We start from the raw sequence: 24,725 nt of genomic DNA on the forward strand, positions 1-24,725 counted from the left end.
CGATTGACGCGCTAGGCAACGTGTAATAATATGAAATAAATACCAAACCGCGAGTGGTGAAGAACACCCTGTCAGATGCCGAAGGCGTCTGTCAGGGTGTTTTTTGCGTCTTGGCGTCATGGAGGAGATGCAAGATGAAAACGGCCCGTTTGTACGATCAACCCGAACAATTTGCGGAAATGATGATGCATCAACTGAGAGAAAGCATGGGCGTGCAGGTCGAGAGCAAGGAGGACGAACCGCTGCTTCTGGACGTCATCTTAAAGCAAGACGCGCCGGAAGAGAAAATTCGGGTCAGCCTTCATGAAACGTTCCGAACCTACCTGGCCGGCGGGGATTTGAACGTGGCTGTCGATTACTTGAATGATATCGTAAGGAACTCGCAATTTATCCTGACCCAGCAAGACAAAATGCTGAAGCTCGACATGACTTATCTGTATCCGGCGATTCGTGATGCCAGATATGTCCTTGAAGCAGGGCGGGATTGTCCGATGGTCTCGGAAGAGTGCGGCTTGCCCGGACTTCGCGTGATTTTTCTGGAGATTAAAGACGGCGTTAGCAAAATCATCAACGAAGGTTCCTTGGAGGCAAATCCCCGGTTAACCGAAGAGAGAGTGAAGCGAATCGCATTCCGCAATTTGCGGTCGGCGGGTTGGGAACATCCCCGGCTAGAGCTGCAAAGTCCATTTCGCCCGTCTTGTACGGTCGAAGTGTACACGGACTACTCTCATCCGATTGATTATCAGTTTATCCACCCGGAGATGGCTGCTTCCAATACGCCGCGCAACTTCGTGCTCGCATTCACGAACCGGAAGTACGCCTTGCTGCTGCGCTCCACCGAAAACATGGATACGAAGCAGAAGGCGAAGAGGTTGGTCGAAAAGTCCAAATTCGCGGAAGTCGTAAAACGAAGTTTTCATCTGTTGCCCCACCCGGTGTCCCAACTGATGTACTGGTTTCACGATGGGAAAGCGGAGTTGTTGGATTAACAATACCCCGCATCATCATGGGTTCTAAAAACGGATATCAACTTCTCTTGTAATTTTTCGAACTGTTCTATTAATTCTTCTGCATTATCTGAGTACTTACTTTGTGTGTAGAACCAAGAACATGTGAATAGTAATTCGTGCATTGCCTGCCGGATACTGCCGGCAGGCTGTTTCATTGATGTATCGTTCCCCGATTGCTTAATGAGATCATTGAAACAACTCCGATGAGTTTAAAACTAAAATTCCATTTGTAGAAAGTTTTTTGATTGACGCTTCTCTCTTTTTATCTGTTGCACTAGCCACAGCATCTCGAATGACGGTAACCTTAAATTTTTTACGCAAAGCACCTTTCGCTGTGGCAGTAACACAACCTTCTGTAAAAACCCCTGCAATTATTAAATGTTTGATACTCCTGTTATTTAAATAATTTACTAATTGTGCATTACTTAAAGCATCGCCTTGTTTTTTGGGGAAGTAGACCTTATTAACAATTTGAAGGCGTTCATCCAGCTCAGCACCCACACTACCTTTTAGTGCGGCACGATTACGAAACCAGTTCGAAAAAAATTGTTTCTTTTCGAATTCGTTCCCTACATAGATAATCGGTATTTCAGCCATATCAGCTTTCTTAATAATAGAATTTATACTGTCGATCATAGGACTAACCTGATTCTTTGCTATAGGCATACGAGCTTCATTTCCCACAAAATCTTTTTGAATATCCAAAATAAGCAATGCCGAATCCGGTACATCTTCATTTTGACCTCTCATCACATATCTCCCCTAATTGGAGTTGTTTATGTGTTTACTATACCTTTGCTGCAAAAATAATTAATCAAGCTTAGGATGGACTCCGATTCAGTCTTGGGACTGACATTACTTCATTAACGGCTGCACGCCGCCGGCTCTATATTGCCCTGGAGCGATCCCGTAACGCGCGCGAAAAACGCGATGAAAATACGTATAGCTGCCGAACCCCGCTTCTTCCGCGATCCTTTCCAGCGTATATTGGCTGTTGCTCATGAGCCGGACGGCGTGTGCCAGTCTCAGCTGCTGGGCGTATTGCATCACCGACAGGCCGAACTGTGATTTGAACACGTGAACCGCTCTCGTCACGCTAATCCCCGCATGATCGGCGATCTCTTGCAGCGTAAGCGGGGCGAGTGCATGGGCCTCGATGTAAGTCTTGATTTTATGTGCATGGTTGGCCGACGCGGAAGTAGAGGACGGAGCCTCGTCAATCGCCCGGTCCAACAGGCTGAACAGGGCGCGGAGCAAGGCTTCGAGTACCTCAGGGTTTCCTCCGTCCAGCCGCAATTTCTCCAGAATGAGCTGCTCCCAGACGCCGTGGATTTTAGGGTCGTCGGCGAGGCGCACCATTTTGGGGCGGTTACGTTTCTTCCACCATTCCTCCACGAACGTTCCGGAACAGAGGACGTAGTAATCGCCGCTGGGTCTGAGTGGGCTGGCTTGATGTCCGATCCTAAGCTCGTAGTATTCGCCGGGCTGGGACAACGTGAGGTCTCCCGGCAGAATGGGGACGAGCCGGCCGTCGATGAACGCTTCGCTCTCGCCCTCCGCTTGTAGTCGGACGATATAGGTTTCGGGCCCTTCCGGATAACGTTGATGGAAAGGCTGCGAGTGGCGGGAATATGCGCACAATTGGATTTCAACCGCGGGCTGGCTCAAGCTGTTTCCTCCCTGGATGACCAGATCGTTGAGGCATTCAACCATATCGTTTCTACAAGTGTCCTCCGTTTTCCTACTATAATGAATGAAATCGTATAGGGAGGTTCTGGGATGCAGCCGAACACCATTCGAATCATCCAGACGGCTAAGGATACGGGAGACCGCTTGGCGGAACTGTCGCCGCTGTCGTTCGTTCCGGACGCGAACGGCCAGGAAAACCAATTGATCAATATTTATGACGATGTGGAATATCAGACCATCGAAGGCTTCGGCGGCGCGATCACGGAAGCTTCGGCGGTTACGCTGGCCAAGCTGAGCGCCGATAAGCAAGCGGAGGTCATGAAAGCCTACTTCGACCCCGTTGACGGCCTGGGCTATACGATCGTGAGATCGCATATCCAAAGCTGCGACTTCTCGCTCGGGAACTACGCTTACGTGCAGAATAACGACGAGAGCCTCGAAACATTTAATATTGACCATGACATGAAAGAACTCATTCCAACGATTCGGAAGGCGGCTGCCCACATCGGCGAAGACTTCCGGTTGTTCTCTTCTCCTTGGAGCCCGCCGCCATGGATGAAAACGAACGGAACGATGAACGGCGGAGGCTCGTTAAAACCGGAGTATCGCGCGGCATGGGCGGAAATGTACGTGAAGTACATCCAAGCTTATGAAGCGGCAGGGCTTCCGGTCTGGGCGCTCAGCGTTCAGAACGAAGCGAAAGCGGTTCAGATTTGGGATTCGTGCATCTACACCGCGGAGGAAGAGAAGGATTTCGTTCGGGATTACCTCGGACCCGCGCTGGAGAAGGCGGGCATGTCCCACGTGAAAGTGATGATTTGGGACCACAACCGCGAACGCGTATATGAGCGGGCGAAGACGGCTTTCACGGACGAGGCGGCTTCCAAATACATTTGGGGGATTTGCTTCCACTGGTACTCCGGCGACCATTTTGAATCGCTGGCAGCCGTGCACGACAAGTTCCCGGACAAAAAGCTGTTTTTCAGCGAAGGCTGCCAAGAGGGCGGCGTCCATCTCGGTTCCTGGGCGACGGGCGAGCGGTACGGCCATGATCTCATGGGCAACCTGAACAATTGGACAGCGGCTTGGACGGACTGGAACGTCGTGCTCGATGAGCAAGGCGGGCCGAACCATGTCGGGAACTTCTGCGACGCGCCGATCATCGCCGACACGACGAAGAACGAGGTCGTGTACGAAAGCTCGTACTACTATATTGGCCATTTCAGCAAATATATCCGCCCAGGCGCCAAGCGCATCGCGGCTTCCCGGTATACGGAGAAGCTGGAGACGACCGCGTTCAAGAACGGCGACGGCACGATCGCGACGGTCGTGTTGAACCGGACGGACAGTGAAATTCCTTACATCGTGCGCTATCGCGATCAACTCGCGCACGTTACGATTCCGGCGCATGCCATTCAGACGCTGCTGTTCGCGCAAGGGTAAAAAGTAACGTTGCAGTTTGGCAGTGGCGTCCAAGAACGGCTGCAGAGGTAAAAAGTAACGTTGCAGTGCGGCAGTGGCGTCCAAGAGCCGCTGTAGCGGTAAAAAGTAACGTTGCAGTTTGGCAGTGGCGTCCAAGAGCGGTTGCAGCGGTAAAAAGTAACGTTGCAATGTGGCAGTGGCGTCCAACAGCAGCTGTAGCGTTAAAAAGTAACGTTACAGTGCGGCAATGGCGTCCAAGAAAGCAGGAGAGAGAACGGATCACGGAGAAATATCCTCTGTGATCCGTTTTTTTACCGCATGTCTGGGGGTTCCAATGGACAAAGAACGTATTCGTTTGCTCGTGGCCTTACCGATTGTTTTATTTACTGCATGTTATAAAATTTTTTACCAGAGCGGCTGGAACTTTTACTTTGGAATCCTTCTTTTGTTGTTGGTAGTCGGTTTATTTGTCTACCTATTTGTTATTAAAAAGAATGCCTAATTACATAAACCACTTCTCATCAAGAAGCCGACGTTAGTATTCACTGGCGCCGGCTTCTTAGCGTACGCGCAAATTATTGCGGTCAAGCCGCAAAAACAAGGCGCGCAGGCCGACATCGAACCGAGACGCGAAGGTATGATAGACGCAGAAAGAACGGCTGAGAGGAGAATCGAATAGTGAAGCCTATTCTGCGACTGAAAGACGTAACGAAAGTAATCCGCGGCAAAAACCCTCATCGACCATCTGTCCCTGACCGTGAATGAAAGGGAGTTGTTCGGTTTCCTTGGACCCAACGGAGCGGGCAAAACGAACGGTTGGCCAAGGAAGAGGGCATCGCGGTGATCGTCTCCAACCATCTGCACTCCGAGATGGAGTTAAATGTGCGATCGCGTCGCGATTATCCAAGGCGGGAAGCTGGTCGACGTACAGCCGATCGGGAAAATGACGGAGATGGCTCGTGTTTAACCGCAGGGACGTGGCTTCTTAATGAAGCTAATCGTTACTGGAACCCCTCCTCCGAGGCAAACATGGAAGATAGAGACAGGTGTCGAACTCCGTGGTAGAATGGGTTTTACACTGCGGAGGGGAGTAGCAAGCTATGACGTTTATGAGAAGGATCAGGCAGTACCGCGTGTATCGGCGAATGGTACTGTCTTATTTGCTTCTGACCGTGGTTACGCTTACATTGCTATCTTTCATTTTATATAGTCTGTTTTCCAACAAGGCGGTTCAGGAAATCGACCAGTCGTCCAGGCAGATGCTGGCGCAGGTCAGTTATACCGCCAACGTGGTTTACGAGCAGGTTCAGACGATTACGGGCCAGCTGCTAAGCGACCATGAGATCGTGTCGTTCCTCGGAGAGAGAGAGGACAACAAGATCGCGAACTACACGGCGAGCTTGTTCCTCGCCCGGATCCAGGGCGTTTACCCTTTTATCGAAAATTTAAGTCTCTATAATTTCACGACGGGCGGATACGTGGACAGTCTGGGTCTGCCGCTCGACCCCGGCATGTTCCGGCAGGATGAATCGGGGTACTTCGGTTTCTTCCCGCGTAAGGTGACCAGGGTAGATAACAAGCCGCTGCGGCTGCTAACGTTCAAATTCATCCCGGAACGCTCGTTCACCCAAGTGCCTCGGTCGGCAATCGTATTCGATTTGGACGAATCCTATATCCGCAATACGATGCGCAGCATCGGCGGATCCTCCCGGGAATCTGGTACCTTCGTCATGGACGGCAAAGGCAAGGTATTGTCCCATTCCAATCCGGAGTTTTTCATGGAGGACTTCTCTTCCTACCCCTACGTACGGAAGATATTGTCCGATACCGCTCAAGGTCAAGGGAGCTTCGTCGAAAAGATCGATCATCAGAAACAGCTGGTTACGTACGTGAAGTCTTCCAATCTGGACTGGTATTTCGTCAGTACGCGACCCTACGCCGAGATGATCTCCAACATCAATCAGATCCGCTACTGGACGATTCTCGTCGCTTTGCTCCTGATCGTCGGGGGGACCGGGTTGTCGCTCTTGATCAGCGGCAACATCTATAACCCGATCCGGGCGCTGCTCGATAAGGTCAATGCCGGTGCAGAAGGAACGAAAGACAAGGCGCTGCTGCGGTACGACGAATACGAGATGCTGACTGACGCCTTCGACCATTCCATACAAACCGCGAAGTCATTGGAGCTGACGCTGAATAGGTCGTCCAAGGCGCTGAAGGACAGCTATCTTTCCCATCTGCTCCAAGGGAACTCGAATAAAATTGCCGTCTCTGCGGAAATGAAGCGGGAGTGGGAAAGCCGGCTGAGCGGCCCTTTCTTGACGGTGGTGCTCTTCAAGGTCGACGGGTATCGGTCGTTCCGGGAAGGGAATAACGCTTTCGACCGGGGATTGTATCGCTTCGCCATCAGCAATATCGCGCAGGAACTGCTGGGCAAGCTCTACCGGGTCGACGTGGCGAACATGGAAGAGGACGAAATCGCCCTTATTCTTCAATCTGATGAGGAAAGGCTGCAGGACAGCGTTTATTTGACGCTCGGCGAAATCCAGGATAGGGTGCGCGAATACTATCAAATGAGTTTATCGGCAGGCATCGGAGTCCCTTCCGCCTCCATCAGCGAGATTTACACGTCCTATAAATCGGCGCAGGAAGCGCTGAAAATGCGGCTGTTCCAGGGCTATGGCTGCATCGCGGATGCCCGTCGGATTCAAGAAGCGGAGGACACGCCGTCCCGCTATCCGATCTCCGTCGAGAGGCGGCTCATCGAGGCCGTGAAGCTTGGAAACCGGGATGCGGTGCTGAAGGAAATCGAGGAGTTCCGCAAAATTCTGTCGCAAAGCGGCTATATGAACGCGATGCACAACATGAATTTCATGGTGCTCGGCATCATACGCGAATTCGAGTACATTACGGAATGGTGGAGCGTCGACGTCGAAAGGCTGGACAAAAGTCTCGAACGCATCCGGGAAATCGAAACGATGGATGACATGCAAAAGCTGCTCTCCGGTCTATGTTTCGATATCGTCGACATCCTGGAGGAGAACAAGAAAAACACGACGGTTTCGAAAAACGCGAAAATCGTGGAGGATATCCAGCAATACGTGAAAGAGCATTATTCGGAGCACGGGTTGTCGCTGGAATCCGCCGCGGAACGGTTCGGATTCTCTGCCGGTTACATCGGCAAATTGTTCAAGAGCATGGCAGGCACGACCTTCAACGATTTCGTGACGCACACCCGGATGGAGCAGGCGAAGCTGCTGCTCGTCACGAAAAACGACCCGATCGCGCAGATCGGGGAAATGGTGGGCATGTACAACGTGCCGTACTTCACCACCGTATTCAAGAAGAAATACGGCGTAACGCCTTCGCAGTATCGGGAGCAGGCCCCCAAGGACGAGGGATAAAGAGCGATAGAACGGCGGTAAGTCAGCCGTTCTATCGTTTTTTTTGATACTGAGAACGCGAAATTGAAAGCCGGAAAACGCCGAAGTGAAAGCAAATCCGAAAGTCGAAATTTACGGACCCGGCGGTCTCCCGCTATGATGCAATCACGGACCACAACAAGGGAGGGCTGACATGGCAAGCTTCTTTCGCGAACTGAACAAGAATCGGTATTCTTATCTTCTCGCCTTGCCGGCGATGGCTTATGTGTTCATTTTTTCCTACGCGACCTATCCGTACCTGCTGATCGCGTTCCAGCGCTTCAATTATCAGAAGAAAGGCCTGATGGGCCTCCTGAACGGGGACTGGGTCGGGCTGGACAACTTCAAGTTCTTCTTCCAATCGAACGACGCGGTGCGCGTGACGATCAATACGATCCTATTGAATGTGTATTTCCTGGTCGCCGTCACTTTCTTCGCCGTGGCCCTGGCGCTGCTCTTCAATGAAATCCGCCACCGGCTGTTCATTAAATTCGCTCAGACGACGATGATTTTCCCGAGCTTCCTGTCCTGGATCATCGTGAGCTACATGATGTACAGCCTGTTCTCGACCGACTACGGCATCATCAACAAGCTGCTCGCGACGCTCGGCATCGAACCGATGAACTGGTACTCCACCGCGAACGTATGGCCGTCCATTTTGGTAGGCATGAAGGTGTGGAAAGAAGCGGGGATGTCGTCAATCATCTACCTGGCGGCGATCGCCGGCATCGACGGCTCGCTGTATGAGTCGGCCGATATTGACGGCGCGACGCGGTGGAAGAAGATGACGCGGATCACGCTTCCGCTGCTCGCGCCGACAATCGCGATCCTGACGCTGCTGAATCTCGGCAAGATCTTCTACGGCGATTTCGGCATGATCTACGCGATCATCGGAGACAACGGCGTTCTCTATCCGACGACCGACGTTATCGACACGTACGTATTCCGAGCTTTAAGGAAGATCGGCGACCCGTCGAACGCGGCTGCGGTCGGGCTGTTCCAGTCAACGGTCGGCCTGCTGCTCGTCTTTGTCGCGAATTGGTTCACCCGCAGATTTTTCAAGGAAGGAGCGCTGTATTGATATGGGAGGAAGAAGAAGATTCAGCGTCGGCGTGATGCTGATCTACGCAGCCCTGACCCTATTCTCGCTCGCTTGCCTGCTGCCGATTCTTCTGACGCTGGCCGTATCCTTCTCGAATGAAGACAGCATCGTCCAGCACGGATACAGCCTGTTCCCGGACGGATGGTCGCTCGACGGCTACCGCACGATTTTCGTCAACAAAGCCATTATTTTCAGAGGGTACGGGATCTCGATCATCGTAACGGTCGCCGGAACGTTGCTGGCGCTGGTCGTCACGACGCTGGCCGCTTACCCGCTGTCCAATCCGAACGTGAAGTACCGAAACTTCCTCGCGCTCTACTTCTTCATTACGATGCTGTTTAACGGCGGGCTCGTCCCCTGGTATCTGATGTGCATCAAGCTGGGGCTTGCCAACAACATTTTATCGCTGATCGTCCCGATGCTGATGTTCAACGCGTTCAACATGTTCCTGGTGCGCAACTTCATGGAGAGCCTGCCCAGCGCGCTTCGGGAATCGGCGTATATCGACGGGGCGAACGACTTGCGGATCGTGTTCCAGATCTACATGCCGCTGTGCAAGCCGGTGTTGGCGACGGTTACGCTGTTTTACGCGCTGGCTTATTGGAACGACTGGTTTAACGCGATCATGCTGGTCGACGACAAGGCGCTGAACCCGCTTCAATACATCCTGTTCCAGCTGCGTTCCAACATTCAGATGCTGGAGATGCTGCCGAAAGGCGCGTCCAACGAATACACGATGCCGGCGGAATCGGCCAAGATGGCGACGGTGATCATTACGGTCGGCCCGATCGTCTTCCTGTATCCGTACCTTCAGCGTTACTTCACCAAAGGGCTCATCATCGGGTCCGTTAAAGGCTGATATATCCCTCGCGAGAGGTGCATATATACATGATTTTTCATACAAAGGAGAGGTCACATTGAAAAAAGCGTCCATACTCTTGCTGACGTGCTTCATGCTTGCTCTGCTGCTCAGCGCGTGCGGCGGCGGCAACAAAGACAAAGATGGCGGCACCGACGCAAGCCTGCAAGCTTCGAATGAGTCGGGAGCCGGAGCATCGGGCGATTCCGGCTCCAAGCAAGACATCGTCACGATCAAATACGTCATTCCGGGCACGGAGCCGAAGGAGTGGCCGGCCGTCAAAGAAGCCGTGAACAAAAAACTGCTCGCGGACGGGTTGAACGTTCAAATTGAAAAAGAATACATCGACTGGGGCGCTTGGGAGCAGAAAATCAACCTGAAGCTGTCCACGAACGAAGATTTCGACATGTTCCACGTCATGAACGACTGGGTCGGTCTGGCGAATTACGCCGGCCGCGGCGCCTTGAAAGACATCACCAAAGAAGTCGAGCAATACGGCCCGAACTTGAAGAAAGTGATCCCGGCTTCCGTATGGAGCGGGGTGACCAAGGACGGCAAGATTTTCGGCGTACCGGCCTATTGGTATGAGGCTTCGGTCGACGGCTCGATCACCCTCAACAAGTATTTGCTGAACAAAGCCGGCGTGACGAACCCGATCACCAACCGCACCGAACTGATGAGCGCGATGGAGCAAGTCAACAAGAACCTGGGCATGAAGCTGACGATCCCGCTGCGCGGAGGCACGGCCGGTCCGGCTGACATTTTCCAGCGCACTTATGACGATTATCCGTTCACCGTGCGCGACAACGTCGCCTTCATCGGCCAAGACGGAGTCGTGAAGAACTGGGTGGAAACCGACCAATTCAAGCAGGACGCTGCTTGGTTCCGCGAGGCGTACCAGAAGAAGCTGATCGACCCCGACGTGCTGACCGTGAAACAAGAGCAGATCGCCGATCAGATCAAATACGGCAAATACGTGTTCACCCTGGGTACGCCGAACAAATTGTCCGACGTTCAGAAGACGTATCCGGATGCGACCGACAAAGATTTCGAACTCGTCCGTTTGAATCCCGACAAGCCGCACTACCGCATGGTCAACGCGAAAAACGTCAACGTCGTGGCCGCAAACAGCAAACATCCGGCCGAGGCGGTGAAATTCCTGAACTGGCTGTACGACAACCAGGACAACTACGATTTGTTCATGTACGGAATCGAAGGCAAGACGTATAAGAAAGTCGGCGAACACGGCCTCGAATCCGTTATGGATCCCGCGACCAACCTGCCGCTGTACCTGCAGGACGACTGGATGATCGGCAACTTGAACTTCATCCGCGTCGACCAAGATTACCTGTCCGCCAACAAAGCTCTGTACGTCGCGGATCCGGAAGCCAAAAACTTCTTCGCGGCCGACTTCTTCTTCGACCCGTCTCCGGTCAAAGCCGAGCTGGCGAACGTGCAAGCGGTGTTCACTTCCGACGTGTCGCCGATCTACCGCGGCGTCGTCGACTACGACAAGTACATCAAGTCCGCGACTTCCAAGCTTAAAGCAGCGGGTATCGACAAAGTGCTGGCCGAATACCAGAAACAATTGGATGCTTATAAGGCTACGCTGAAGCAATAATCGGATCGCAGAGCGAGCCCGCCTTTATCCAAGCGACGAAGGCGGGTTCGTATTTGTTTGGAGGAGTAGGATCATGTTGCAGTTCAAGCATCTTTCCGTCAAGGGCAGTTCCGAGCTGAACGAGGACGCGCTGGTCGCGGACAGTTTGCGGAACGTGTTCGGCGTCATCGACGGCGCGACTTCGCTCTCGCCTTATGCTTCGGCGGACGGGAAAACCGGCGGCTATTTGGCGTCCCGCCTCGTGGCCTCCACGATCGAAGGGGCTTTGCAACGGGAGGACGCGATGCCGCTTCCCGACCTGCTGTTGATGGCGAACCGGGCGCTTCGGGAGGAAATGCTCCAGGCCGGCATCGATGTCAAACGGAAGGAGCAGCTGTGGTGTGCGGGCGCCGCGTTCGTCCGCATCTCTTCGTGCGGCGTCGAATACGCGCAGACGGGAGACTGCATGATTGTCGCCATTTACCGGGACGACACGGTCCGGGTGATCACAAGGGACCAGTTGGCCGAGATCGACAGGGAAACGTACCGGCTTTGGGCGGAGGGCGTCAGCTTGGGTTTGAAGGCTCGCGGGGAGTTGTGGGCGTACGTGAAGTCGCAAATCGTAAGAGGCCGTCAATCGGCGAACACCTTGGACGGTTACGGCGTGTTGAACGGGGATCCCTCGGCAGGCTGTTTTTTGGAATTCGGTCGTTTGAACCGCAACCATCTGAAGTCGCTGCTGCTCATGACGGACGGTCTCTATATGCCGAAACGGGCGGGGGAGCCTTTGTTCGACGCGGCGGAGACGGCCGGCATCATCCGGCAATCGGATCTTTGCGATTATATGAAGCAAGTGATCGAAATCGAAGAGAGCGATCCCGAATGCCTTGTCTATCCGCGCGTGAAGAAGTCGGACGACAAGACGGCGATATGGATCGATTTCTGATTTGTTGATTGGACACTTACCGTAGAAGGGAATTTCCAGTATGCTGCCGACATTGAAACAGATTCATCAGCCGGTCGCCATACCTTGCGAGAGGCTGCTGCAAGACTTCGAAATGAGCGGCAAAACGGTTGCCGATCCGAGGCGGCTCGTCTTTCGCGGCGTCGGCGATCGGGACGTGTACAATATCGCCGCTCCGTTCGAATACCACGGAGAAAGCGTCATTGCCGGACGCGTGGAACCGCGGGACAGCGAACATTCGGAAGTCGTTTTTTTCATCGAAAGAAGCGGGGCATGGGAGCCAATTGAGGGTGCCCCCACCCTTCTTCTGCAAGATCCTTTCCATACGCGGATCGGCGGTCGACTAATCGTGGGAGGCGTGCAGACCTTCCCGCATCCCCAGCTTGAGGGCATGCTAGCATGGCGTACGATCTTCTATAAGGGTGAAGGAATCGGGGATTTGGAGCCGTTCTTCACGGGACCGGACGGTATGAAGGACCTCCGGCTAGTTGAATTGAAAGACGGGAGCGTAGGCGTCTTTACCCGGCCGCAAGGCGCTAAAGGAGGGCGCGGCAAAATCGGATTCACCCACGTCGCATCGTTGGACGATCTAAGCCTCGCCGTAATCGAATCCGCGCCGCTGCTCGAAGGACAGTTTACCGACGAGGAATGGGGAGGAGCCAACGAGCTTCACCTGCTGGAGAACGGATGGGTTGGCGTGCTCGGCCATATTGCTTGTTACGACGGATATGGGGACCGCCACTATTATCCCATGGCGTTCGTTTTGAATCCCGAGGACGGAAGCTTCACGCGCATCGAGCTGATCGCGACGAGAAGCCGTTTTCTGCCCGGCGCGGCCAAGCGAAGCGACCTGCTCGACGTCGTGTTCAGCGGCGGTCTCATTCGCAAGACGGACGGGACGGCCGACCTGTATGCCGGCATCAGCGACGCGGAGGCGCACCGGATCACGATCGCCGATCCTTTCCTCCGATACGAACGATAAGCGATAAGGAGTGCCTCTATGAAAACATACCGATACGAGCAAAATCCGCTTATTACGCCGAAAGACGTGAAGCCTTTCCACGAAGGATTCGATGTAATCGGAGCTTTCAACGCGGGGGTCGCGGTCTACGGCGATGAAATCCTCATGCTGCTTCGCGTTGCGGAGCGGCCGATCAGTCCGGACCCGGACCTCGTGCTGGCTCCCGTGTTTAACCCGGACCGGGGAGCCGTCGATTTGGTGGAAATCCGCAAAGACGACGTCCGGTACGACTTTTCCGATCCGCGCGTCATTCGTGACGTGACCGTGACCTCCGGCTTTGCCTACTTAACGTCGCTGTCTTATATCCGGATCGCCCGCAGCAGGGACGGCCGCCATTTCACCGTGGACGATCAACCGTTCGTCTACCCGTCCCAGCAGCTCGAAAGCTTCGGCATCGAAGATCCCCGGGTCACGCAAATCGGCGACACCTATTACATCTATTTCTCTGCCGTTTCCCCGGTCGGCATCGGTGAGTCGATGGTGTCCACCAAAGACTTCGTCAGCGTCGTGCACCACGGCATGATTTTCGGCCCCGACAACAAAGACGTCTTGATTTTTCCGGAGAAAGTGAACGGCAAGTATTACGCGCTTCACCGCCCGACCGTGAAAAGCATCGGGTATCCGGAAATCTGGATCGCCGAGTCCGACAACCTGCTGTATTGGGGCAACCACAAACATCTCGCCGGCCTGCGGGAAGGCATGTGGGACAGCGGCCGGATCGGCGGCGGCGCCGTTCCGTTCCGGACGGAGAAGGGCTGGCTGGAACTCTACCATGGGGCGACGAAGGAGCACCGCTATTGCATGGGCGCGCTGCTGCTCGATCTGGACGATCCTTCGAAAGTCATCGCGCGTTCCGGCGTGCCCGTACTGGAGCCGGTGGCGGATTACGAGAGAAACGGGTTCTTCGGCGATGTCGTTTTCTCTTGCGGGGCGATCGTGGAAGGCGACACCGTGAAAATGTATTACGGCGTGGCGGACACGTCTATGGCCTGCGCCGAGCTGAGCTTGCAGGAAATCCTGGACAGCTTGGTTTATCTGTGAGGCGAAGGCGGAGGTAAATAAGGCGCTTTTTAAGTATTCTTTATATCTTTAAAGCTCTCTAGCAGGCTCTTTTCCAAGCCCGCTCTTTTGTTAATAATGTTAATATGATATAGTAATCATGCTTGAACACAAATGCTAGCGTTTTCCAACCGCATATCAGGTAAATGAGTGAATCTATCTTCGGATAAAAGTCACTTTCATGGCCTAACTTTCTGGCAAGGGGGGAAAGTTAGGTCTTTTTTGTTTGCCAATTTAAACCAAGTTGTGGATGGGCCTTAACATGGAAAAACATCCGAGAAAACTTCCGTCGGTTTCCCTGATTATTCTGGCGGGAGCCATCGTCATCCTCGTGGATCAAGGCGTGCTTATGGCGCTGCACGTGAACAAATGGGTGAACGTTTGGGGTTTGGTGAGGACTTCGGCGATCGTGGCTTTTTTCGGTTTCCTATCCCGCAAGGTATATGTGCAGGCCATTCAACGATCCGAGCAATTGAGGATCACCGGTACGCTCGCGGCTTCGATCGCGCACGAAATCCGAAATCCGTTAACCAGCTTAAGAGGATTCATTCAGCTGAACAAAACGGATCCAAAGGCAGCTTACACCGATATCATGCTCACGGAAATCGACCGCATCAACGACATCGTGAATGAACTGCTCATTCTTGCGAAGCCGCAGAAGGGCGAATACGTCATCCGAGAGCTGCGTCCCCTGTTGCAGAGCGTGTTTACGCTCATCAATCCGCAAGCGATCCTTCACGACGTTCATTTGATGGATGGCTATCCGGGCGAGCTCGAATCGCTCACGATCGTATGCGTGGAGAGCAAGCTGAAGCAAGTTTTCATCAATGTGATTAAGAACTCCGTGGAAGCCATGTCGGACGGCGGGGAAATCACGATTACGGTAACGGCGGACGAAGAGTGGGTATCGATCGTAATCGCCGATAACGGTCCGGGCTTTCCGCTAGAACAGCTGGATCGGATCGGGCAGCCTTTCAACAGCACCAAAGAGAAGGGGACGGGTCTCGGTCTCATGATCTGCCAAACGATCGTGGAGGATCACGGAGGCACCATCCATTTTCAGAATCAACCGGTCGGCGGCGCGGTCGTTACCGTTAAACTTCCGATACATCGTTAGCAGGAGGATAAACAAGCTCGTTTGTTTACATACTTAGTGTAAATATTTCACACTAGGGGGCTTTGTATGGACGAGTCCAATCCTATGAACCAGACCATCATCCAATATCAGCAGCAGATCGCGAGTTATGCCGGCAAGCTGTTCCGGGATCATTTCGGCAAAGGCCCGGAATCCGCAGTCGTGTCGATCGGCTCCAAGTACATAACCGTATATTTTCGCAACTTCCTGACGCCCTCGGAACGTGTCCTGCTGGAGCAGGACCATGAGATGATCGTCGACCAAATGAGGGAAACGCTGTTGCAGACGATGATTCCCGAGTTCGCGAGTTACATTGAAATCGTGACGGGCGTGAAACCCCAGGAGTTTTATTACGACTGGTCTTTGCACAATAAGTCGGGCATGCTGATCGCGATTTGTCCGGAACCGATTCCGGGCGGCCAGGATGTGAACCAAGATTACGCCGGCAAAGCGGAACTCGAACAAGAAATCGTCAATATCAGCCACCAGGCTCAGAAGGTTCCTGAAGAGATCGTTTCATTCGAAATCAATCCGCGCACGATTCTGATTATCCGAAATGGAATTCTTGTACGCATCGAGAAGGAGCTCATCCGCTTGGGACACAGCGAACTTCTGAAGAGCGTGAAAAGAAATTTGGAGAAGAGCTATTTGCACAATAACATCAGCTTCGAGGGGATTTTGAAGAAACGCGTGGTGGATGCCTTCGTCGATTGGAAGTTCGATTCGGACAGCAGCGTGATCGTGCTGGTGCTGAATCCGGCGAAGTGAAGGCGTGAATACGGAATGAACGGAGGCCCTGTATAGGGCCTTTTTTGCAACTCTTGTCCATAAGGCTGTAGACAATATGTGGCTTTGATTTGGTTGCTTCATGAAAGCGCTCTCCTTATGCTGGAATAAGATCCACTCGAGAGGAGAGCAACCGCATGAAGAAAACATACACCGTAACGAACCGTCTGGGATTCCACGTCATGCCGTCCAAACGCCTCGCGACAGCTGCCGGAAATTTCGCGTGCGACATCACGCTTGAGTTTAAGGGCGCTCAGGCTAACCCTAGAAAAATGATCGAGATTCTCAAACTCGGCATCAAATGCTCTGACGAAGTCACCTTGATTACCGAGGGAGCCGACTCGGAACAAGCGCAAGCGGTGCTGGGAGAGTTGTTGTCGCAGGAGCATTGATTAGACGCAAAAAGCCATCCTCGGGATGGCTTTTCGTTTTCTTGAAAGATACGTGGACCTGGTGTCACCTATTAAACGATCCGAGGTATGCCATGGAGTCCGACATCTCTAACCTTGAAGGCATGGGGTTAGCGTTGTCGGACTTCCTTGCGTTGGAGAAGATAGGGGAAGTCGGCCGTCGATCAAAACATTTAACCTTAGTGTCATTTTTTTCGACCTAAGTCGGTCGGCCTGTCCCTATATAATCAATTCGTACCCAACAAGACATGACATCCCGAACCGGCAAGTTCCGAGAGGAGGCGAAGAAAGAAGACGCTGGACAGAGTCTTCATCGAGCTCTGAAGCAAGGCAGCGATCAAGAGAACGAGATCGCCGCTCAACAGCAATACTATCTTCATGCGGCAGTCAATCCAGCAGTGAAAGGGAGTCAACAGACACAATGAAAAAGAAAAGCTTGTCCATGATAGCGGCCGGCGTGTTGGCATTCGCGCTCGTGATCACCGGTTGCGGAAAATCCAACAACGATTCGAAAGCTTCGAGTTCCGCGCCTGCAGCGAGCGCATCCGCAGGAGCAAGCGCTCAGACGGGATCTTATGAGTATAAGACGAAAAAGGACGGTAAAATCACGATCGGTTTCTCGCAAGCCGTCATGAACCATCCGTTCCGTATTGCAATGGTGGAGTCCGCCAAGAAAGCGGCCGCCGATCTCGGCGTCGAACTGATCGTCACCGACGGCCAAGGCGACGTGAACAAAGAGATCTCCAACATCGAGAGCTTGATCGCACGGAACGTCGACGCCATCGTCGTTTCCAGCCTCTCCGGCAAAGCGATCTATCCGGCATACAAGCAAGTCGCCGAAGCGAAAATCCCGCTCATCATCGCCGCCTCCGGCGTGCCGGACGACGAGAGCATCCCATACGTGAGCTACGTTGCAACCGACGAAGTATCCATGGGGCAACAGGCTGCCCAATACATCGCGAAATTGCTCAACAACAAAGGCAACATCGTCGTCCTCGACGGCGTGCCGGAATCCACGAACTCGGAGCTTCGCCGTAAAGGCTTCATGCCTGAAATCGAGAAATTCTCCGACATCAAAGTGGTCGCCCACCAGTCCGCCGACTGGCTCCGTCTGCCGGCCATGCAAGTCATGACGAACATTCTGCAAGCTAACGACAAGATCGACGTCGTATTCGCGCAGAACGACGAAATGGGCTTCGGCGCTCTCGAAGCCATCAAGAAAGCCGGACGGGAGAAAGAAATCAAAGTCGTCGGCATGGATGCCCAGAAAGAAGCGCTCGAAATGATCAAGAACGGCGGCAGCTACATTATGTCCGTGAAGAACGAATGGTCAACGGAGACCGCTCTACGCCTGGCGATAGACGCCGTACGCGGCAAGCCGATCGACAAGCGCGTCTTGCTGGATTCGCCGGTTATCGACAAGTCCAACATAGACAAGTACTACGACCCGAACTCCGTATTCTAATACCGGCAGCACCGAATTCCAAATAGACAACCAGAAGCTGCAATTCCACACCGAGTCGCACAAGACAAAACAACCGCAATTGGAGGTATTATCCATGTCTAACCTGAACTTCCGTTACGAAGACGTAATGCAAGACATTCCGGTCACCGAATACCAAGGCCGCGTGGAAAAAGCTCGCGCAGCCATGGAAAAAGAAGGGCTTGACGGCCTGCTCGTATGGTCCGACGCCGCCCGCATGTCCAACGTTCGTTGGCTCGCTGACTACCGCGCATTCGACGGCGTATTCCCTTACCCGGCCATGGTATTCCTTCCGCTGGTAGGCGAGCCGACCCTGTTCGCCGAAGGTTCGATGGTATCCTACGCGGCTGACGAAACCTGGTTCAGCGATACCCGCGGCATCCGCCAAGAGCTCGGCAACAGCATCAAGGACTTCCTGCGCACGAAGCCGAACGCCAAGATCGGTCTGTCCGGCTCGAAGTACCTGGCTCTGGAATTCTACGAGCAAATCATGGGCGCCCTGAACGATCCGTCCCAGCTCAAGAAAACGAACATCATCGAGTACCTGAAATCCATCAAGAGCGAAAACGAGATTCGCAACATGAAGGTTGCCGGCCGCCTGGCTGACATCGGTCTCGAAAAAATCCACGAACTGCTCGCTACGGAAGGCCTGTCCGAGCGCGAACTCGTTCGCCAAGCATACGCCGCCATGTTCCAAGCCGGCGCCGACACGGTTTCCTTCGACATCATGGTTCAATCCGGCTCGAACTCCTCCGACTTCTTCCTGGCGCGTCCTCGCGACAAGAAAGTCGTCAAAGGCGAAACGATCCTCATCGACATCGGCTGCCGCTTCAACGGCTATTCGTCCGACATGGCCCGAGGCGTAGGTTACGGCAAAGTGTCTGACGACAAACGCCGCATGCTGGACGCTTGCCTCGAAGCTTGGACCGCCGGCATGAAAGCGATCCGCCCGGGCATGACCGGCGCGGAAGCGGACGTTGCCGCCAACGAAGTTCTGCACGAGTACGGTTATCCGCACATGTCCGGCGAAGGCCGCGGCTGCGCGCACTCCACGGGCATGGACCCGGAGGAAGAAATCCCAGTCATCGGTCCGGACAGCCAGGACGTGCTGGTCGAGAACCAAACGATCGCGTTCGAAATCACGCTGATGGTTCCGGGCGTCGGCGGAACCCGCGTGGAAGACACCGTCGTCATCCGCAAAGACGGAGCCGAGTCCCTGACTAACTTCCCGCACAGCTGCTACTGGTACCAAGACTAATACGGGAAACCGGTTGGTTCAATCCGACAAAAAGGCTTTGCACCGCTTGTTGCAAGAGGCGGGCGCATCCCGTGCGCCCCTTCTTACATGCGCTTGCGAAGCCTTTTTTTTACCCAAAACACAACTTGAAGACCGGAATTTTACGGATGAAGGGGAACTTCCGATATGGAAATGAAACTGGGATGGAGAAACAGACTTGGTTTGATGATCAAGAGCCATCAAGAGGAATCGCTGCTGACGCTGCTCATCGTGATCATCATCGCGATTTCCCCTATTTTTTCGCCCGATTTTTTCACGGAATACAATCTGTTTAATTTGCTTCGGCAAATTTCCTATACCGCCATCGTCTCCATAGGCATGCTGCTTACGATCCTGATCGGCGGCATTGATCTGTCCGTAGGATCCACCATGCAGGCGGTAGGTTTGTCTTCGATTTTACTGATTCAGAATGATATGCCCGTCTGGTTGGTCGTCATCGTCGTCCTTCTTATCGGCATGGCGTTAGGGCTTATAAACGGTTCGCTGATCGTGTACGGACTGCTCCAACCATTCATCGTAACGCTGGGAACCAAGATCATCATCGACGGCCTGACGCTAGTCATCTCGGACGGTAAAGGCGTCAGCGGCAACGCTCCGGACAGCTTTCTGGAAATCGGGGCGGGGCACGTCGGCTCGGTGCCGATTCCCGTCATCATCATGTTCGTTCTGATCTTCCTGGGCTCCGTCGTGTTGAACCGCACGGTTTTCGGCAGACAGATCTACGCCGTCGGATCGAACCGTCTGGCTGCCCACAACTCGGGTATTCACGTAAATAGAATTCAACTTCTCGTTTACATGTTGTCCGGTTTGTTCGCCGCCATCGCAGGGCTGCTCGTAGCGGCCAGAACCGGCGCGTTCCAGCCGATCACGGTAGGCGGCGGTGCCGGGGGCATGGAACTCAATGCCATCGCCGCGGTCGTCGTCGGCGGCGCGAGCCTTGCTGGCGGTAAAGGCACTGTCGGCGGAGCCTTCCTGGGCGCACTGCTGTCCGGTTTGCTGTTCAATCTGCTCGTTTTTCTAGATCTCAATCCTTATATCCAGCAATTCGTCTTGGGCGCCATCGTGCTGGCCGCGGTCATCTTCTCTGCCTCCAAACGCCAAAAGCGTTGATCGCCAACCTGAAGAAGTAAAGAGGGATAGATATGAATAACGTGATTCTCGAACTTAAAGGGGTTTCCAAAAAATTCGGTCCCGCTTACGCCAACCAGAATATCAACGTGCAGCTGGAGCAAGGGGAGTTTCACGCGATCGTCGGCGAGAACGGGGCGGGAAAATCCACCTTGATCAAGATGCTCTCCGGGGTTCACCTTCCGGACGAAGGCGAAATCATTTGGAAGGGCAAGGCGGTAAAGCTGACTTCTCCCCATGCGGCGCAGAGCCAGGGGATCAGCACTCTGTTCCAGGAAATTCAGGAAATTCCGGCGCTTTCGGTGGCGGAAAACATCTTTCTGGGCCGCGAACCGAAGTCCATGGGCTTCATGCAGTGGTCGGACCTTTTCAAGGAAGCCGAAGTCCTTCTCCGCAGCCTGAACATCATGATTGACCCCCGGACGAAGATGGAAGACTTGAGAATATCCGAGCGGAAAATGGTCGAGATCGCGCGAGCGGTATCGATCAAAGCGGAACTGATCATCATGGACGAACCGTCGGCGAACTTGAACGAGGACGAGCTGAAAATTCTGTTCGATACGATCGCGCTTTTGCGCAGGCAAAACGTGACCATCGTCTACATCTCGCACCGTTTGCGCGAAATATTCGCCATGGCGGACCGCGTCACCGTGCTCCGCGACGGCAAACACATCCAGACGATCAACATCAGGGACACGAATGAAGCCGCGCTCGTCACGAGCATGATCGGCCGCAAGCTGGAAGAGTATTATCCGGCCAAAACGGTGGAGAGCGGCGACGTGCTGCTCGACGTGAAGAACTTGAGCCTGCCGGACGGCGAACTGCAGAATGTAAGCTTCCAGCTCCGCAAACGCGAGGTCGTCGGACTTGCGGGGCTTGCCGGTTCGGGTCAGGAACTCGTGACGAAAATCCTGTTCGGCCTGGTCAAGGGGTTTACGGGCAACATCGTCCTCGACGGCCGATCGTTCGTTCCGCACTCTCCACGCCAGAGCATGAACGCCGGCATCTCGTTCGTGCCGGAAGACCGCAAGACGCAGGGCCTGTTTCTTAACCAGAGCGTGAAGGACAACATGTCGATCACCGCGCTGTTTAAGAATTTCCTGACCGGGGGCCTGATCAATAAGTCGAAGGAACTCCGCAAGGCGAATAGCTTGATCGCGCAGTTGTCGGTTCGGCCGCAAGATCCGTACAAACATGTGGGCAACCTGAGCGGGGGCAACCAGCAGAAGGCGCTTATCGGCCGGTGGCTGATCGACAAGTATAAAATCCTCATTCTGGAAGAACCGACCCGAGGCGTTGACGTTGGCGCGAAAATGGACATCTATCAGGAGATCAACAAACTCCTGGAACAGGACTTGGCCATCCTCATGGTATCATCGGAGCTTCCTGAACTGCTCGGCATGTGCGACCGCATTCTCGTCTTCTCGGAAGGCAAGATGACGGCGGAGTTCAGCCGCGATGAGGCAACGGAAGAAAAAATTATGGAATACGCTTTTCCGAGGTGAGACAGATGAAAAGACTAAACAACCAGCTTCCGTTGATCACGCTCATCATCCTGGTGATCGTGGGATCTTTCCTCTCGGACAGCTTTCTGACCGTGAAGAACCTGATCAACCTGATCCAATTCGCCGCCGAGACCGGCATCATCGCGGTCGGCATGGCGTTCGTCATCTTCACCGGCGGCATTGACCTGTCCGTGGGCTCCACCGTGGCGCTCGCAGCCGTCATCGCCGCGAGCACGCAGCAACTGGGCGTGCCCGGCGTGCTTGGTTTATGCGTCGTACTCGGAGCGCTGATCGGGATCATCAACGGCCTCGTCATTACCAAAGCCAGAGTCGAACCGTTCATGGCCACGCTCGCGATGATGGCGATCGTCAGGGCCGTTACCTTGTGGATCACGAACGGCGGACCGGTGCTGAAGCCCGTTTCCGCAAGTTATCAAGCGATTGCAGGCGATGCGTTCGGCATTCCGCTGCCGGCGATTTATCTGGTCGTGATCTTCATTCTCGGCTATATCCTGCTGAGACGTCTGCCTTTCGGACGCCACGTCATGGCGGTCGGCGGCGGCGAAGAGACCGCTCGGCTGTTCGGCGTCAAAGTCGAGAAAGTCAAGCTCATGGTGTACACGCTGAGCGGCATTCTGGCCGCTCTGGCCGGCGCGCTCATCACCGCGCGGATCGGCATGGGCGAACCGCGCTCGGGTCAAAGCTTCGAACTGACCGCGATCGCGATCGTTATCGTTGGCGGCACCTATCTGCTGGGAGGACGCGGCACCATCGGAGGCACTTTTATCGGCGCCATGATTTTCGCGGTGATCCTCAATCTGATGAACCTGCTCGACGTGTCGGCGTATATTCAGCCGATCGTACGGGGCCTGATCATCATCATTGCCGCTCTGCTCATTTCCCGGTCCTTCGCCAAAAACAAGAAAACGGCGGAAAGCGCCTGACAATTCTGCGATAAACTCCCGGACATGGCGATTATTGAAACTTGTCCGGGAGAATCATTGGGAATAAAATTGCAGGTAATCGTTATCTTTGACTGCACTGCTCGTCATTTAAGGGGTTGCCATGATGAAACAACTGCTGCGAAACTTAAATGACTATTTTTTCTCCAGCGTAAAGCGGGAATTGATGCTCATGGTGACGGCTACGATCATTCTGGTCGTGGGCGCCATCGTCATCGTCACTTACAACGTTTCCATCGACCTGCAGATGAAAGACGCCAAAGCCAACGATGCTGCGAAAGTGCGGTTCATCGGAGATAACATCGATGAAACCGTTATCACGATTAATCGGCTCATGGACAGCCTGACCCAGGATACGGAAGTACAGGCGCTGCTCAATATACCGGAAAGTCCGACGCTGTCGGAGATCAGGCAGCTTGAGGATCTATTTCTTTCCAAGGCCGTTTTTTCATCGGATATGTTCAATGCCATCTATTTGTTCAATACCCGGGATCTGTTGTTCCGTCTTACCCTGGGAAGCAGCGCGCCGGATAAGCAAACACTGAACTACAACAAATATCGGTACGATACGATCGGCAGAACGACCTGGCGGATCGACAACGGCACCGTTTACGTGGAGAAATCGCTTCGGCAACGGGAATCCCTGCGCACGATCGGCTATGTCAGCATCGAAATCAACAAGGAATATCTGCGTAACCGACTCCAATCCGAAGGCAACCGTTTTACTTATGTTTATGACGAAAACGGCGGGATGCTGGTCGGCAGCCGCGAAGACCCCGCCTTGAATACGGAAGATTTGTTCGCCCTGGCGAAACAAGAGCAGAACGGCGAGCCCCATGTGGTGAAAATTCCGCCTTACCATGACATGCTGCTGACCACCCGTTTATCGGAATACGGAAAATGGCGGGTCGTTTCGGTCGTTCCGGTGAAGGAACTCGCCAGAGGCCCGGAGTTGATCGGATTGTGGATCTCCATTATCGGCATTTTGGGGGCGTTATCCGGATTCGTCGTCTTTTGGTATGCGTCACGCCGTTTGACCGCGCCGCTCCACGACTTGAGGAAGCTCATGGATCTGGCCGACGTCGACAACTTCCAGCATCAGGCGAACATTCATCGCCGCGACGAGTTCGGCAGGCTGGGCCGCAGCTTCAACCACATGATGCGGAAAATCAATTTCCTCATCTCCGAAGTGTACCAGAAAGAGATTGCCCAGAAAGAGTCCGAGTACAAAGCGCTGAAGGCGCAAATCAATCCCCATTTTCTATACAACACGCTCGATACGATCCGCTGGCTGGCCATGTATGGGGAGACGCAAAAAATCGAGAAAGTCGCCGTTTCGCTTTCCCAGATTCTAAGAGCTAGCCTGAACAGCAAGGATATGGTGCCGATTCGCACGGAAATGGAGTCGATCGACGCCTATCTCGCCATTCAGAAAAACCGATTCGAGCATCGTATTACCGTTGCCGTCCATTTCGACGAAAGGATCATGGATCTTCTGATTCCCCGGTTCGTTTTGCAGCCCCTTGTGGAAAACTCCTTTATCCATGGTCTGGAACCGAAATTGGGTAAAGGGAGCTTATTGATTCAAGGGTCTCTCGGCACGAACGGGGTCACCATTCGCATCATCGACGATGGAGTCGGGATGGACGAACAACGGGCGCGGGAGCTGTTGGAGGAGCGCAAGCCGGCAGGCATCGTAAGCGCCACCGGAACGGGAAGCGGAGTCAACAATGTGCACGAGAGGATACGGACGCTGTTCGGCGAAGCCTACGGTTTGTCCATCGTCAGTTCCCCGGATTCGGGAACGATCGTAGAGGTCGTTCTCCCCGCGAAACAGGAACAGCAGGCTGCATCCAACGGATGAGGGGGCG

At 53.8% G+C, this 24,725-nt stretch carries 20 protein-coding genes and 1 pseudogene; 19 read left to right on the forward strand and 2 right to left on the reverse strand.

What is annotated here, in order from left to right:
* The first annotated feature begins 134 nt into the window (after window positions 1–134).
* Entirely contained in the window at window positions 135–989 is an 855-nt protein-coding gene (locus tag EAV92_RS21705; protein WP_123043018.1) for a hypothetical protein, read from the forward strand.
* 207 nt (window positions 990–1,196) lie between these two features.
* On the opposite strand, the gene EAV92_RS21710 is transcribed toward EAV92_RS21705, so the two are convergent.
* Window positions 1,197–1,760 carry a cysteine hydrolase family protein gene (locus EAV92_RS21710; protein WP_123043019.1) on the reverse strand — a complete coding sequence of 188 codons (564 nt, stop codon included), beginning with the start codon at window positions 1,758–1,760 and terminating at the stop codon, window positions 1,197–1,199.
* Window positions 1,761–1,865: 105 nt separating this feature from the next.
* The gene (locus EAV92_RS21715; protein ID WP_164472887.1) at window positions 1,866–2,678 is read right to left on the reverse strand and encodes a helix-turn-helix transcriptional regulator; all 813 of its coding nucleotides are present in this window, start codon (window positions 2,676–2,678) and stop codon (window positions 1,866–1,868) included.
* Window positions 2,679–2,789: 111 nt separating this feature from the next.
* Here EAV92_RS21715 and EAV92_RS21720 point away from each other — a divergent pair, with 111 nt between their 5' ends.
* From EAV92_RS21720 to EAV92_RS21810, 18 genes and pseudogenes are all read left to right on the forward strand, one after another.
* The gene (locus EAV92_RS21720; RefSeq protein WP_123043021.1) at window positions 2,790–4,142 is read left to right on the forward strand and encodes a glycoside hydrolase family 30 protein; all 1,353 of its coding nucleotides are present in this window, start codon (window positions 2,790–2,792) and stop codon (window positions 4,140–4,142) included.
* Between the two features lie 792 nt (window positions 4,143–4,934).
* Window positions 4,935–5,052: pseudogene (locus EAV92_RS24975) on the forward strand (bacitracin ABC transporter ATP-binding protein); the annotation flags it as partial.
* A gap of 169 nt (window positions 5,053–5,221) precedes the next feature.
* Window positions 5,222–7,525 carry a helix-turn-helix domain-containing protein gene (locus EAV92_RS21735; protein ID WP_123043022.1) on the forward strand — a complete coding sequence of 768 codons (2,304 nt, stop codon included), beginning with the start codon at window positions 5,222–5,224 and terminating at the stop codon, window positions 7,523–7,525.
* Between the two features lie 172 nt (window positions 7,526–7,697).
* Window positions 7,698–8,624 (forward strand): ABC transporter permease, encoded by a 927-nt coding sequence (locus tag EAV92_RS21740; protein WP_123043023.1) that lies wholly within the window; start codon window positions 7,698–7,700, stop codon window positions 8,622–8,624.
* Between the two features lies 1 nt (window position 8,625).
* Window positions 8,626–9,504 carry a carbohydrate ABC transporter permease gene (locus tag EAV92_RS21745; protein ID WP_123043024.1) on the forward strand — a complete coding sequence of 293 codons (879 nt, stop codon included), beginning with the start codon at window positions 8,626–8,628 and terminating at the stop codon, window positions 9,502–9,504.
* Window positions 9,505–9,562: 58 nt separating this feature from the next.
* The gene (locus EAV92_RS21750) at window positions 9,563–11,125 is read left to right on the forward strand and encodes an extracellular solute-binding protein (protein ID WP_123043025.1); all 1,563 of its coding nucleotides are present in this window, start codon (window positions 9,563–9,565) and stop codon (window positions 11,123–11,125) included.
* A gap of 73 nt (window positions 11,126–11,198) precedes the next feature.
* On the forward strand, window positions 11,199–12,050 hold the full coding sequence (locus EAV92_RS21755; protein ID WP_123043026.1) for a protein phosphatase 2C domain-containing protein: 852 nt from the start codon (window positions 11,199–11,201) through the stop codon (window positions 12,048–12,050).
* Window positions 12,051–12,090: 40 nt separating this feature from the next.
* Window positions 12,091–13,050 (forward strand): MTP-1 family protein, encoded by a 960-nt coding sequence (locus tag EAV92_RS21760; RefSeq protein WP_123043027.1) that lies wholly within the window; start codon window positions 12,091–12,093, stop codon window positions 13,048–13,050.
* An 18-nt stretch (window positions 13,051–13,068) separates the two neighbouring features.
* Entirely contained in the window at window positions 13,069–14,130 is a 1,062-nt protein-coding gene (locus EAV92_RS21765; protein ID WP_123043028.1) for a BtaManbiosPhlase, read from the forward strand.
* Between the two features lie 280 nt (window positions 14,131–14,410).
* Window positions 14,411–15,265: an ATP-binding protein gene (locus EAV92_RS21770; RefSeq protein WP_164472888.1), complete on the forward strand. Its 855-nt coding sequence runs from the start codon at window positions 14,411–14,413 to the stop codon at window positions 15,263–15,265.
* Between the two features lie 66 nt (window positions 15,266–15,331).
* Window positions 15,332–16,051 carry a Na-translocating system protein MpsC family protein gene (locus EAV92_RS21775; protein WP_241158348.1) on the forward strand — a complete coding sequence of 240 codons (720 nt, stop codon included), beginning with the start codon at window positions 15,332–15,334 and terminating at the stop codon, window positions 16,049–16,051.
* 155 nt (window positions 16,052–16,206) lie between these two features.
* On the forward strand, window positions 16,207–16,461 hold the full coding sequence (locus EAV92_RS21780) for an HPr family phosphocarrier protein (protein ID WP_123043030.1): 255 nt from the start codon (window positions 16,207–16,209) through the stop codon (window positions 16,459–16,461).
* 439 nt (window positions 16,462–16,900) lie between these two features.
* Window positions 16,901–17,944, forward strand: a complete 1,044-nt coding sequence (locus EAV92_RS21785; RefSeq protein ID WP_123043031.1) for a substrate-binding domain-containing protein — start codon at window positions 16,901–16,903, stop codon at window positions 17,942–17,944.
* A gap of 94 nt (window positions 17,945–18,038) precedes the next feature.
* Window positions 18,039–19,220, forward strand: coding sequence for a M24 family metallopeptidase (locus EAV92_RS21790; RefSeq protein WP_123043032.1), 1,182 nt, complete (start codon window positions 18,039–18,041; stop codon window positions 19,218–19,220).
* A 165-nt stretch (window positions 19,221–19,385) separates the two neighbouring features.
* Entirely contained in the window at window positions 19,386–20,369 is a 984-nt protein-coding gene (locus EAV92_RS21795; RefSeq protein WP_123043033.1) for an ABC transporter permease, read from the forward strand.
* A 32-nt stretch (window positions 20,370–20,401) separates the two neighbouring features.
* Complete coding sequence (locus EAV92_RS21800; RefSeq protein WP_123043034.1) at window positions 20,402–21,892, forward strand: sugar ABC transporter ATP-binding protein; 1,491 nt, start codon at window positions 20,402–20,404, stop codon at window positions 21,890–21,892.
* A gap of 5 nt (window positions 21,893–21,897) precedes the next feature.
* Window positions 21,898–22,836, forward strand: a complete 939-nt coding sequence (locus EAV92_RS21805; RefSeq protein WP_123043035.1) for an ABC transporter permease — start codon at window positions 21,898–21,900, stop codon at window positions 22,834–22,836.
* A 121-nt stretch (window positions 22,837–22,957) separates the two neighbouring features.
* Window positions 22,958–24,718 (forward strand): sensor histidine kinase, encoded by a 1,761-nt coding sequence (locus tag EAV92_RS21810; RefSeq protein WP_123043036.1) that lies wholly within the window; start codon window positions 22,958–22,960, stop codon window positions 24,716–24,718.
* Window positions 24,719–24,725: the final 7 nt, after the last annotated feature.

The organism is Cohnella candidum, from assembly GCF_003713065.1.
Classification (GTDB): domain Bacteria; phylum Bacillota; class Bacilli; order Paenibacillales; family Paenibacillaceae; genus Cohnella; species Cohnella candidum.

What these genes read in the sequence shown, in the direction of transcription:
- EAV92_RS21705 (WP_123043018.1), top strand. Translation starts at nt 135, where the DNA reads ATGAAAACGGCCCGTTTGTACGATCAACCCGAACAATTTGCGGAAATG.
- EAV92_RS21710 (WP_123043019.1), bottom strand. Translation starts at nt 1,760, where the DNA reads ATGAGAGGTCAAAATGAAGATGTACCGGATTCGGCATTGCTTATTTTG.
- EAV92_RS21720 (WP_123043021.1), top strand. Translation starts at nt 2,790, where the DNA reads ATGCAGCCGAACACCATTCGAATCATCCAGACGGCTAAGGATACGGGA.
- EAV92_RS21735 (WP_123043022.1), top strand. Translation starts at nt 5,222, where the DNA reads ATGACGTTTATGAGAAGGATCAGGCAGTACCGCGTGTATCGGCGAATG.
- EAV92_RS21740 (WP_123043023.1), top strand. Translation starts at nt 7,698, where the DNA reads ATGGCAAGCTTCTTTCGCGAACTGAACAAGAATCGGTATTCTTATCTT.
- EAV92_RS21745 (WP_123043024.1), top strand. Translation starts at nt 8,626, where the DNA reads ATGGGAGGAAGAAGAAGATTCAGCGTCGGCGTGATGCTGATCTACGCA.
- EAV92_RS21755 (WP_123043026.1), top strand. Translation starts at nt 11,199, where the DNA reads ATGTTGCAGTTCAAGCATCTTTCCGTCAAGGGCAGTTCCGAGCTGAAC.
- EAV92_RS21760 (WP_123043027.1), top strand. Translation starts at nt 12,091, where the DNA reads ATGCTGCCGACATTGAAACAGATTCATCAGCCGGTCGCCATACCTTGC.
- EAV92_RS21765 (WP_123043028.1), top strand. Translation starts at nt 13,069, where the DNA reads ATGAAAACATACCGATACGAGCAAAATCCGCTTATTACGCCGAAAGAC.
- EAV92_RS21770 (WP_164472888.1), top strand. Translation starts at nt 14,411, where the DNA reads ATGGAAAAACATCCGAGAAAACTTCCGTCGGTTTCCCTGATTATTCTG.
- EAV92_RS21775 (WP_241158348.1), top strand. Translation starts at nt 15,332, where the DNA reads ATGGACGAGTCCAATCCTATGAACCAGACCATCATCCAATATCAGCAG.
- EAV92_RS21780 (WP_123043030.1), top strand. Translation starts at nt 16,207, where the DNA reads ATGAAGAAAACATACACCGTAACGAACCGTCTGGGATTCCACGTCATG.
- EAV92_RS21785 (WP_123043031.1), top strand. Translation starts at nt 16,901, where the DNA reads ATGAAAAAGAAAAGCTTGTCCATGATAGCGGCCGGCGTGTTGGCATTC.
- EAV92_RS21790 (WP_123043032.1), top strand. Translation starts at nt 18,039, where the DNA reads ATGTCTAACCTGAACTTCCGTTACGAAGACGTAATGCAAGACATTCCG.
- EAV92_RS21795 (WP_123043033.1), top strand. Translation starts at nt 19,386, where the DNA reads ATGGAAATGAAACTGGGATGGAGAAACAGACTTGGTTTGATGATCAAG.
- EAV92_RS21800 (WP_123043034.1), top strand. Translation starts at nt 20,402, where the DNA reads ATGAATAACGTGATTCTCGAACTTAAAGGGGTTTCCAAAAAATTCGGT.
- EAV92_RS21805 (WP_123043035.1), top strand. Translation starts at nt 21,898, where the DNA reads ATGAAAAGACTAAACAACCAGCTTCCGTTGATCACGCTCATCATCCTG.
- EAV92_RS21810 (WP_123043036.1), top strand. Translation starts at nt 22,958, where the DNA reads ATGATGAAACAACTGCTGCGAAACTTAAATGACTATTTTTTCTCCAGC.